This window comes from Alteribacillus sp. HJP-4, from assembly GCF_042139015.1.
Lineage (GTDB): Bacteria > Bacillota > Bacilli > Bacillales > Marinococcaceae > JBHIKY01.
This window is the reverse complement of sequence record NZ_JBHIKY010000021.1, coordinates 59,205-69,735: the sequence shown is the minus strand read 5'-3', so window position 1 is coordinate 69,735 and position 10,531 is coordinate 59,205. Positions and strand designations below refer to the sequence as shown.

Below are 10,531 nucleotides of genomic sequence, written 5' to 3'. Positions count from 1 at the left end.
GTACTCATGCGAGGCATATTGTTTGCCTCGGTCGGAGTGATGAAGCAGTCCTTCGGGCGGCTTCTTCGCTTCATGCGCGTCTTCCAGGGCATCCAGCACCAGGTGGTTTCTCATATGACGGTATAAGTGCCATCCCACCACTTCCCGGGTGTATAGATCAAGAATCGTTGCCAAATACAATCTTCCTTCCCGACAGGGAATGTACGTGATATCGGCCATAATGTCCGCCTAAGCTGAAAAAAAGGATGATTTGGGGGAATTAGCGGAACCAGTGTCCGGAGAAACGGCAGCACCTGCTGTTTCTCCGATAATGACCGTAGCTGACGTTTCTATCACAAACTATGCTTCCACTGCACAAGCTCCGCCCCTGACTGTTCCATTAAATAGAATGAAAAGGTGTTCATGACATGCGACGGATGCTCATTATGAGAAAAGGTGTCTACAAGATTGACAGGCACAATAACATTTTTCTTATGGCCCTGCTTTGTAAAGTAGGCTGTCAGACTTAACACGAACTGGAGAATACAAATGTCTGTGCAGTCGCCGGTTACGATAAAGGTGTGAACGTGTTTATTTTCCTGAAGCCACTCCTGAAATAATTCCTCCAAAAAACCGTTGGTTGATCTTTTCGGAATCCATACATCCATACCGACATCCTGCAGTTCCTCTGCTAATTCTGCTTCCTCTGTTCCTTCTACACAGTGTTCTGGAAAAATCGTAAATTCCACAGATTGTTTTTCATGAGCATCTCCAAAGCCTAATATAGGCATGCTGGCCGCTTTTGCCTCCCTCATTGTGCGGCTGACCGGGGCAATCAGGCTTTCTATGTTCGGGTGATAGAGAGCTCCGTGCTTTGTAAAGCCATTTACCATATCAATGACGATAAGGACTGAAGAGTGAGGGTCGCACTCTTCTATGATTTTTTCAGAGAAGTGCTTTCCTTTTTGCTGTTCGTACCACTGTTCAAGGTTTCCCACCACGATCGTCTCCCTTCTTTTCGTTACAATTATTTGTAAGCAATCAAGGAAGCAACTGCCAGTATCATCCGCTCTGCCTGGTTTTTTCCCGCTGCTGCGCATCCCACTCCTCATCAGTCGGCGGGGCTGTTTTCCGTATAAAGAAGGAAAGTCCCAGGGCTCCCACGGATAGAAGAAAAATGAGAAAGAACGCGACCTTCACCCCGAGAATATCGGGATGCTCTGCAGCATGTCGGGCCGTCTGAGCTGTTGTAGTCATGGTGGTGACAAGAACGGCCGTGCCAACTGAGGCTGCCATCTGCCGCATCGTGTTAGTCATCGCGGCCCCGTGCGGAATCAGCTTAGGCGGCATTTGATTCAGTCCCGCTGTATTTACCGGCATCATTACCATGGAGAAGCCAAACATCCGTACAGCATATGTGACCATAAGATAGGTCATCGACGTAGCCGAATCAATCAGTACAAAAGCCAGTGTAGCAGTGCTCATAATCGTGAGGCCGGTAATTGCCAGATAGCGGGCACCGATCCGGTCAAAAATTCTACCAGTAATGGGTGCCATCAATCCTGAAATTAAAGCACCCGGAAGCAGGACAAGACCTGCTTCCATCGCAGTAAATCCGCGCATATTCTGCATAAACAGAGGTATTAGTGTTTCTGAGCCGATCAAGCCGAGAAAACCGACCATTCCAATCATGGTAGAAATCATAAAGATACGCTGCTGAAAGACCCGGAATTCAAGCATAGGATGTTCCATGCTGAGCTGGCGCTTGATAAAAATCACCAGGGATGCCGTTCCTACAGCAAGCACTATAAGCGTCAATGGACTTGCCCAGCCATTGTTTCCGGCACTCGTAAAACCGTAAAGAAGCCCGCCAAAACCAAGGGAAGACAGCATAATCGATAAAGGGTCCACCTTTGGATTTTTAAGCTCAGTGACGTTTCTCATTATTTTATAAGCAATAAAAATCATTAAGATGGAAAGAGGAAAGATAAACCAGAACAAAAATCGCCACTCATAGTTGGACGTCACCCACCCTGACAGTGTGGGTCCGAGAGCAGGAGCAAAGGAAATCACTAGTCCGATATACCCCATTGCTGTACCGCGCCGCTCCACCGGAAAAATAAGGAGAAACACGGTCTGCATTAATGGCAGCATTACACCGGCACCCGCTGATTGGATAATGCGCCCTAAGATGAGTATTGAAAAATTATCGGCCATTCCGCAAACGAGCGTTCCAAATGCAAATACACTCATCGCTGTTATAAACAGCTGCCTGGTTGTAAATTTTTCAATTAAAAACGCTGTAATTGGTATCATTATGCCATTAACGAGCATGAACACCGTCGTCAGCCACTGCCCTGTATTCGCCGAAATGCTCATTTCTTTCATAATCGGTGGAATGGCTGTGATCATTAATGTCTGGTTTAACACAGCCACAAATGAACCGGACAATAGTAAAGCTGCAATTAATACTCTGCTGTAGTTTTGTTTTTGTGCCATTGAAAAGGGCTCCTCTACATTACGTTACTCTATCACGGATATTTCGAGAGACTAATAGAAAATTATACGCTTAACTGACTAAAGTGACAAGAAAGGTCAGGCATTCCAAGGATATTTCTTCCTAAATAGGTATTTTGATAGAGTCTTTTCGTGATATACTGTCCCTAATATTTATGATCCCTTCACTGTGTATTCCTTGGAAATACAAGCATGTAATCGCATACTTTTTTTCATATATAAGTGTAGAAACTCATATAATTTTGTCCACAGCTGAGGAGATGACAAATGAAAATAATGAACGTCCTAGTGACAGGTATCGGCGGCCCGACTGCGCAGGGTATTATGCAGGGCCTGCTCGATAAAGAAAACGTGCGGATCGTTGGTGCGGACCGGCGCAGTATTACCTCCGGGAACCAATTTTGTGAAAAGGTCTATCAAATTCCAGCATTGTCTGAAACCGAGCAGTACCAACGAGCCATTTTAGGAATTGTAGAGGAAGAGGACATAGATGCCATTTTTCCTGCTCTGCACGAAGAAATTGAAGTTTACGAATCTTTTCGAGAGAGAGTGCCTTCCAAGGTGGCTCTGCCGAAAGCCCCGTTATTTGACATATTAATAAACAAAGAAAGTGTCTATCACTATTTAAAGGAAATTGGGCTCAATCAACACATACCGGAATATTATGGATTTTCACGTTCGGAGGAGCTGCGGGAAATTATTAACGAGTGCTTTCCCAACGAAACGTATACAGTGGTAAAGCAATTAAATGGTCACGGCTCTCTCGGGTTTGCAATTCTAGCAGACAGAGATAATTTCTTAAAAGCACTGAAAAATGACGAGAAAAAAGTCGTGAATATTTAGGATTACTTCGAAGTCCATCCAGAAGAGGAGCGGCGCATTGTCATGGAATATCTGGATGGGAATGAATACAGCGTTGATGTCTATATCCATGATGGAAAGGTTATTACTGCGGTCCCCCGCAAGCGTACCGGGGTTTCAAGCGGAATCGTCCTGGACGGCACCGTTGTACATAACAAAATGCTCATTGAGGCCGCTGAAAAAATCACAGAAGCGATAGCAGAAAGCGGCTTTCTTAACTTGCAGTTCTTTATTAATGACCATGGCTGTAAGCTCACCGATGTGAATGCCAGGTTCTGCGGCAGCCAGGTGATGAGTCTCGGAGCCAACGTAAACTTTCCGTACTTATTCCTTCAATACAATTTACTTGGAGAGTATGTTTCCGTAAACCCCCGCTGGAATACGAGAATGATCCGGTATAGAGAAAACCTGTTTGTATACGATGATTAAAGGAGAAAGGAATTGTATGCATGAAATCATTTCATATCAGCCCCGGGCTCTTCACCATGTTATACGGGGAAAAAATACCGGTAAATGAGGCACTGCTTACGAGCGAAAGCCTCGCCGGTACTTATTTACAAGACATACTGGACGGCATCGATAAAACACCGAAGACTTTTCGAAGAAACCGGCAGAGTTTAACGTGCCGGCGCTGCGGACACCGTGCTAAGTACAACATCGGCAAACCGCTGCTGCAGCTGACAGCCGAACAAGTGAAAATGGTGAGCGAGAACGAACTAGCCATCAAAAATTTCATTCAATTTCCCTTGTATGTACGCTGTATTCAGTGCAATCATGCTGGTGACTGGATATGGGGGGAGCGTCTTGAGCGCAAGGTATTCGAGAGTGCTGCGATGACTGCAGAGGAACGCGTGCTCGATCCTGCCTCTCCAGAGCAGGGAAAACTTTTTCTTTTTGATGGCTTTCAGCCCTGCTGGATGAGTGATGCAGAAGATCATATTATAGCACTGCTGCAAGATGATCCAGAGAGTGTTTTCCTCTGGAACCGTCTCGGAAATGTCTATTACAAGGGCGGGCGTGCCGATATAGCATCAGTAGTGTTTGAAAAATGTATTGAATTGGACAGCGGACATTATGAATCCCATTACACACTTGGAATACTACTCGAAAGCATTGACTTTATTCAAGCGGCAGTCTTCCACTATCACAAAGCACTTGTACACCTGCCTCGAAAAGATGAAAATGATGCTTTTGCAAAACGGGATCTCGCTGCTGATATTCTAAAACGGTTAAAATTACTGCAGGTAAAGCATAGGCTCTGCCCGGTGCTTCCTCCTACTGAATCTCTTCACTCTATCGACCCTCTCCCAAAGAAAATACAGGGGATTTTTTTGAAAAAAACAGACGAGAATGCTGACACTTCTTCTTTCTATCCACTTGCTGAAATGTTTATTGGTAAATATAAAATGGAGCTTCCTGAAGAAGAGCGGACCTACCACCATGCTGAACGACCGAAAACGGCAGAAATTCAGAGAAAAAAGCAAAAACGATACAGCTCGCTTCGTTATCAAAGTGAGCTCCTTCAATACGAAATCTTTAAATATTTCTTCGATACTGCAGGCGTACAGGGCATGAAGGAAGTAAGCCGCTTTCTAGGAATTCCTTTGAAGAATGGAGCCTTTCAGTTTGAACGTGAAGCAGTCGAACAACAGGCTCTATCAGACTTTATCATTTATCATATGAAAAATGACGGCAGGCGCATTTTTGAACAATTTGCCGAAAGTGAACATACGATTAATGAAGGACAGAAGGAATGGCTTGATGCTGCTGCGGATCAGCACTTATCTTTATTTAGTGTGAAGGCGAGAAGTCGGGTCGACGAAACGGTATTGCTTGAAGATCTGCTTTACGGCGATACCTTCGAAATCATTGATCATGGTTTAAGCGCCAATTCTTCCAATGAATTACTCGTATTCACGAGGATAATAAAACTGACCGATTTTCAGATGACCTCCGGCTTGGCTTTCTTATTTGAGGAGAAAAATGAAGAGTTGTTAAAAAGACAGGCGGCCAGACTAATCTCAAGAAATCAGGCTGATGATGGCAGACTTTTTCAGCTGTTCTTTGAGCAGTTCAAAAAGCGCGGCATTCTTTTAGAATAACTGTATGGACGTCTTTACCTTAAGAAGTCTTCTGCTGTAGGCGGAGACTATCCGCTTCTGACCTCTTCAGAGAGTGATTTCTCAACGAGAGGAAAACCGGGACCCCCGCGGGCTGGGTGCGGATAAATACCCGCGGGTTCTTGAGAAGCCACGCTTATGGGCCTCAATTTATATGTAATATTCAATCTCTACTCATCACGGGTAGAGATTTTTCTTGTATTTTTTAAAAAAATGGCGTGGGCGCCTCCCCCTTTTCCTCTCTCCACATTCATATAACAGATAGAGATCTGCATCCATTTCCTACATAAAGTGAGGTACACTATCTATGTCTGTTCTATCAAACCATTACAAAGAAGCAAAGAATTATGTATATTACTCGAGCGTTCAGGAACTCAACCGCAGCGTCGATAGTATTTTCAAAAAAATACATATGAGCAATACAGAATGCGAGCTTCTGACCTTGCTCACCCGTTATTCGGTTAAGCTCCCCGGTATCTCCTGGCTGAAGGTAAAAACAATGGCAGCGAACATTGGCAGGAGTCAGCGCACGATTAACTATGCCCTGGCCTCCCTTGAGAAAAAAGGAATCATAAAACGCGTGACGGTCTACAGAGTCAAAGGAGGCAACAGCAGCAACATCACGGTAATCATTCCTCCTGCAGACACCAGTTGCAGACCGTCCCTGCAGACCGCGGAAATCACCGAGACCGCTGCGGCTGCTAAAGAAACTATACATAATGAAGCTGTGGAAACTACTACTTCTAATCAAAAACAAGAAAAAATAAACATAGAAGACGATAAAATGTATCGTCTCTTCCGTTTAAAAATGATTGACAAAACCGTCCAATATGGAAGCAGCTATATGGACAAGGTCATCAATACCATTCTTGATGAAAAAATGAAAACCGATTACAAAAAGCGTTTACATGAAGATCGGCAAAAGCGGCAAAACCATTACCCAGGTGTGGATTGGCTAGAACAGCTGAAAGATATTAACTATCGAACATCCTGGCTGGACAGCTGAATTATTTTTTGAAGACAAGCTTTGAGATTCTTTCTTCCGGCAATGCCTGTTCAATCATTGGAAAAATGACTCTTTCTTCTCTGCGGATGTGCTCCTCGAGCAGACTCCCAAGCTCATTTAACTGATCAGTTGTAAAGGCTTCCCGGTCCCGGCAGAGCTTCTGCATCGCCGACCGGATCTCTACATGCTCAATGAGCATCTGTTGAATGTCTTTCTGGTTTACAGAGGCATATTCCGCAAATACAGGAAGCAGTACTTCTTCTTCATTCTGGAAATGCGTATTTCCATCAGTGGTCCAAAAATAAATCGTATCCTCCTTTACTTCCGTCGTTGAAAAACGAGACGCCTCTGTTCCGGCCCTTTTTAAGTTCAGGGCTGTAAATAGTGCACGGTGGTGATCATGCGATAAGGGATGCAATGCTTTGTGGCGGTGAAGCCCTTTGTGTGAAGAGTTCATTTTCCTATCATTCCTTCCTATCAGGTTTGTTCGTTCTCGAAAAAAACCGCTGATTACCAACCACTTACCCTTTCTATAGGATATAAAGAATCACTTAGATTCATATTCTTATAGGGGGAGAGTGATGTAAAGTGATTGTTAATGAAAAACATTATATTTACAAGGTCCGCTCGGGGGATACATTGTATTCTATTGCACGGAGATATGGCAGCAGCGTGGAGGCGGTTGAACGGGCCAACCACCTTTATGATCCTGTTACTGATCCAGGTCTGATCTTTCCAGGAGATGTACTCGTCGTTCCAAGTCCTTCTATTCCAGGGGAATCAGTTTATGTGGTCAATCGCGGCGATACGATCAGCAGCATTTCTACAAGGTTCAGCACCTTTGTGGATTTAGTAGCCGGAGTCAATCAATTACAGAATCCGAATGTTATTTTTCCTGACCAGCAGTTGATAGTTCCGACGTTTATTTATCGAATCCAATCTGGAGATACGCTTTTTGCCATTTCAAGGAGATTCGCCATTCCACTCAGCAGCATAACAAGAGCAAATCTTGGCAGGCCGGGGTACCAGGAGGATGTCATCTGGCCGGAGTACCACTTACTGCTCCCACTGCCAACTTCAAGAAATATCGTTGTCTGTTCACCTTATCCCGGTATCCGTTTTTCTTCCGGCCAAAGACTTGAAGGGCAGGCGCGTGCGTTTGAAGCGAATGTGCTTCATCAGCTGCGTGATGATAACGGAATAATTGTTTCAAATGAACGATTTACGACAGCTGATGCCGCCGGTCCGATCTATGGAAATTTTTCGACGACAGTACCGTTTGACCGACAGCCAACTTCCAGCACGGGAGAACTCTGGGTGTATACAAGAAGTGCGAACGATGGAAGTATTCAGGATCTAGTACGGGTTCGAGTTTATTTTTAAGTTAATAAAGGGACCTCCAATGCTGTTGGAGGTCCCTTTTTCATACGTATTTCTTCTGGACTTCCTCAACGATGGAGTGCCCGGTAAGCTGTTCTTTATCCAGCCATTTCCAGTTTTCATGAAGTCTGATGCGGCCATCCTTTAATATTTTCGGCGTGGAGGTACATTCTCCGCCGCGGAGTTCGCGCGCTGAAGTAATATGATTGTAGCGGAAAGCCAGGGTTCCGTCATCATGAACAAGACCGATGATTCTCCCTGTAACAATTTCCCCTCCAGAATAATCCGCTGTAAGCATATTGTCTTCCTGTTTATAGTGAAAATATGTACTGGAAGAAACCTCTCCATTAAACGAATTAAACTTTGATACAAAGGTTCGGCCATCATAATTAATCATATATATCACCAGCTTTTCTTATTTACTTGCAAGCCTGCATTTTTTCAATATAATGATAGCATGCAAATTCCTCCTGTACATCAATCTTTGGATGCCTTCTTTACACTAGGACTTTCCAAGCTGAGGGTCATTTTTCTCAAATGCTTTCCCATAATGATAAATTCGTTTGCCGTGTTAGGATAAAAGCCTTCGCGAATCACCTCCCAGCCCCGTTTTTTGTAAAATGCAAAAGCGTTGTAGTTATTTTTACGTACGGTTAATACAGCTTTATTTTCCTGCCTCTGATCAAACAGAAGATCAAGAAGCTTCTGGGCTGTCCCCTGTCTTCGAAAGCCTGGATGTACGCCAAGCTCGGCTACTTCCATACAGTCTGTCAGCCAGCCGGCTGCTTCTTGTAAATGAGCAGCAAGCAGCTCATGATAACCCTGACCCTTCATGGAGGTATAGCCGTAAATATATCCGACGGTCTGTTTGCCGCTGAGTGCTATGTAGCCCTTATACTGTGGATACGCTGCATGCTGGCGAATTTGTGAAGCTATCCCCCGCGGGTCCGCTCCAAAAAGGCGGCAGTACAAATCGATCACTTTCATAAAGTAATATCCATCTGTTTTGAGCGGTACAAACATCATGTTCTATTGTCCCTCCCCCTGCTTAAGCCTTACCTCAGTTACACAGTATATGTTCTTTTTTATTCTAAATTACTCAAGGATGGTTTCTCATAGTAAACCTCTCATGAGTTAGTAGCATACTTTTCTCAGGAATTAAATATTGTAGAAAAGAAGCGGCGGATCTCCAATCGTAACAAAGAGGTGAAGCAAATGGCTGCTATCAATGGGGCAGAATATATAAAGAGAATTAATCACTTGCATAGTGAGGTATGGATTGATGGGGAAAAGGTAAATGGTCTAATATCGGAACATGCTTCTTTTAAAGGCGTTGTGAAGAGCCAGGCAGCGTTATATGACCTGCAGTATGACAAAAAGCTAAAGGAGGTCATGACCTTTCCTTCTCCTTCGACCGGCGAGAGCGTCGGCACCTCTTTCTTACTTCCAAGAACAAAAGAGGATTTAAGGCAGAGACGACTGATGATTCAGGAGTGGGCAAAAACAAATGGTGGAATGATGGGGAGAAGCCCCGATTATATGAACACTGTATTAGTGTCACTAGTGGTTTCCCTCTCCATATTTCAAGAAAATAAAAATTGTTTCCCTGATCATGTGCTTGCCATTTATGAAAAGGCGCGGGAACAGGATTGGTCGTTTACCCATACTTTTAAAAATCCGCAGGTGAACCGCTCTTCCTCCCAACTATTTAACAGCTCCGAGGACACGGTCTCTGCAAAAATTATAGAACGGAATAAGAAAGGAATTGTGATTAACGGAGCCAAGCTTTTGGCGACGCAAGGGGGTATAACCGATGAACTTCTCGTTTATTCAACGGGAGGCATGATTGATAAATCATATTCTTATTCGTTTACGATTCCAAGCAATACAAAAGGGGTAAAATTCATATGCAGACAACCCTTCACTCAATCAGAGTCGACGTTTGATTCGCCGCTGGGGGCGCGTTTTGAAGAAAACGATGCGCTGGTTGTATTTGATCATGTCCTCGTTCCGTGGGAGCGTGTATTTTATTATGATAATATTTCAGTTTCCGATGCGTTAGCCACGAAGGGAGCATACACCCGCCTGGCGTTACATCAGGTGGTTTCACGCCAGGTGGTAAAAGTGGAATTTATTCTGGGTGTTGCCCAATTACTTGTTGATACGATAAAATCCGGCGAGTATCAGCATGTTCAAGAAAAAATTGCAGACATTATTATTGCACTTGAGACAATGAGAGCGTTTTTAACAGCTTCAGAAGCAGGAGCATATAGTCACAACGGCTACATGCTTCCGGACGGAAATCCACTTCAGGCAGCCATTACTACATTTCCTTCTTTATATCCGAGACTCACAGAAATTCTTCAGCTTCTAGGAGCAAGCGGAATGGTAACAATTCCTGCAGAAAAAGACTTTCAATCCGGCATTAAAACAGATTTGAAACAATACTTACCATCCGCCGGGAACAATGCCAGTGACCGGGTAAAGCTGTTTCGACTGGCGTGGGATACAAGTATGAGTGCCTTTGGGTCAAGGCAAATACTTTACGAGCGTTATTTCTTCGGCGATCCTGTCCGATTAAAAAGTATGCTTTACCATTCATACGAGCGCAAGGATCTTATGCAGAGAGTGGAAAACCAGTTTCTCAAAGCTGATAACTGACCTTTAT

Annotated in this window: 12 protein-coding genes; 6 read left to right on the top strand and 6 right to left on the bottom strand. The window is 44.1% G+C overall.

What is annotated here, in order from left to right:
- The 3 genes from ACE4RR_RS16680 to ACE4RR_RS16670 all read right to left on the bottom strand — a co-directional run.
- Window positions 1-219 (bottom strand): DDE-type integrase/transposase/recombinase (locus tag ACE4RR_RS16680; RefSeq protein WP_375536573.1); only part of this gene is annotated, 219 nt, incomplete at its 3' end.
- Window positions 220-332: 113 nt separating this feature from the next.
- Window positions 333-977, bottom strand: coding sequence for a cysteine hydrolase family protein (locus ACE4RR_RS16675; protein ID WP_375536572.1), 645 nt, complete (start codon window positions 975-977; stop codon window positions 333-335).
- 64 nt (window positions 978-1,041) lie between these two features.
- A complete protein-coding gene (locus ACE4RR_RS16670; protein WP_375536571.1) occupies window positions 1,042-2,478 on the bottom strand; it encodes a DHA2 family efflux MFS transporter permease subunit in 1,437 nt (478 codons plus the stop codon).
- 285 nt (window positions 2,479-2,763) lie between these two features.
- Here ACE4RR_RS16670 and ACE4RR_RS16665 point away from each other — a divergent pair, with 285 nt between their 5' ends.
- The 4 genes from ACE4RR_RS16665 (at window position 2,764) to ACE4RR_RS16650 (ending at window position 6,483) form a co-directional block, all read left to right on the top strand.
- Window positions 2,764-3,339 (top strand): ATP-grasp domain-containing protein, encoded by a 576-nt coding sequence (locus ACE4RR_RS16665; RefSeq protein WP_375536570.1) that lies wholly within the window; start codon window positions 2,764-2,766, stop codon window positions 3,337-3,339.
- Window positions 3,340-3,375: 36 nt separating this feature from the next.
- Window positions 3,376-3,786, top strand: coding sequence for an ATP-grasp domain-containing protein (locus tag ACE4RR_RS16660; RefSeq protein WP_375536576.1), 411 nt, complete (start codon window positions 3,376-3,378; stop codon window positions 3,784-3,786).
- 20 nt (window positions 3,787-3,806) lie between these two features.
- Window positions 3,807-5,459: a tetratricopeptide repeat protein gene (locus ACE4RR_RS16655; protein WP_375536569.1), complete on the top strand. Its 1,653-nt coding sequence runs from the start codon at window positions 3,807-3,809 to the stop codon at window positions 5,457-5,459.
- 325 nt (window positions 5,460-5,784) lie between these two features.
- A complete protein-coding gene (locus ACE4RR_RS16650; RefSeq protein WP_375536568.1) occupies window positions 5,785-6,483 on the top strand; it encodes a helix-turn-helix domain-containing protein in 699 nt (232 codons plus the stop codon).
- A gap of 1 nt (window position 6,484) precedes the next feature.
- Here the strand turns inward: ACE4RR_RS16650 and ACE4RR_RS16645 are convergent, their stop codons facing one another.
- Window positions 6,485-6,940, bottom strand: a complete 456-nt coding sequence (locus tag ACE4RR_RS16645; protein ID WP_375536567.1) for a hemerythrin domain-containing protein — start codon at window positions 6,938-6,940, stop codon at window positions 6,485-6,487.
- A gap of 131 nt (window positions 6,941-7,071) precedes the next feature.
- Here ACE4RR_RS16645 and ACE4RR_RS16640 point away from each other — a divergent pair, with 131 nt between their 5' ends.
- On the top strand, window positions 7,072-7,866 hold the full coding sequence (locus ACE4RR_RS16640; protein WP_375536566.1) for a LysM peptidoglycan-binding domain-containing protein: 795 nt from the start codon (window positions 7,072-7,074) through the stop codon (window positions 7,864-7,866).
- Window positions 7,867-7,906: 40 nt separating this feature from the next.
- On the opposite strand, the gene ACE4RR_RS16635 is transcribed toward ACE4RR_RS16640, so the two are convergent.
- Window positions 7,907-8,260: an avidin-fold protein gene (locus ACE4RR_RS16635; RefSeq protein WP_375536565.1), complete on the bottom strand. Its 354-nt coding sequence runs from the start codon at window positions 8,258-8,260 to the stop codon at window positions 7,907-7,909.
- An 80-nt stretch (window positions 8,261-8,340) separates the two neighbouring features.
- Window positions 8,341-8,889 carry a GNAT family N-acetyltransferase gene (locus ACE4RR_RS16630; RefSeq protein ID WP_375536564.1) on the bottom strand — a complete coding sequence of 183 codons (549 nt, stop codon included), beginning with the start codon at window positions 8,887-8,889 and terminating at the stop codon, window positions 8,341-8,343.
- Between the two features lie 189 nt (window positions 8,890-9,078).
- Here ACE4RR_RS16630 and hpaB point away from each other — a divergent pair, with 189 nt between their 5' ends.
- On the top strand, window positions 9,079-10,524 hold the full coding sequence (gene hpaB, locus ACE4RR_RS16625; protein WP_375536563.1) for a 4-hydroxyphenylacetate 3-monooxygenase, oxygenase component: 1,446 nt from the start codon (window positions 9,079-9,081) through the stop codon (window positions 10,522-10,524).
- Window positions 10,525-10,531: the final 7 nt, after the last annotated feature.

What these genes read in the sequence shown, in the direction of transcription:
- ACE4RR_RS16670 (WP_375536571.1), bottom strand. Translation starts at nt 2,478, where the DNA reads ATGGCACAAAAACAAAACTACAGCAGAGTATTAATTGCAGCTTTACTA.
- ACE4RR_RS16665 (WP_375536570.1), top strand. Translation starts at nt 2,764, where the DNA reads ATGAAAATAATGAACGTCCTAGTGACAGGTATCGGCGGCCCGACTGCG.
- ACE4RR_RS16655 (WP_375536569.1), top strand. Translation starts at nt 3,807, where the DNA reads ATGAAATCATTTCATATCAGCCCCGGGCTCTTCACCATGTTATACGGG.
- ACE4RR_RS16650 (WP_375536568.1), top strand. Translation starts at nt 5,785, where the DNA reads ATGTCTGTTCTATCAAACCATTACAAAGAAGCAAAGAATTATGTATAT.
- ACE4RR_RS16645 (WP_375536567.1), bottom strand. Translation starts at nt 6,940, where the DNA reads ATGAACTCTTCACACAAAGGGCTTCACCGCCACAAAGCATTGCATCCC.
- ACE4RR_RS16635 (WP_375536565.1), bottom strand. Translation starts at nt 8,260, where the DNA reads ATGATTAATTATGATGGCCGAACCTTTGTATCAAAGTTTAATTCGTTT.
- ACE4RR_RS16630 (WP_375536564.1), bottom strand. Translation starts at nt 8,889, where the DNA reads ATGATGTTTGTACCGCTCAAAACAGATGGATATTACTTTATGAAAGTG.
- hpaB (WP_375536563.1), top strand. Translation starts at nt 9,079, where the DNA reads ATGGCTGCTATCAATGGGGCAGAATATATAAAGAGAATTAATCACTTG.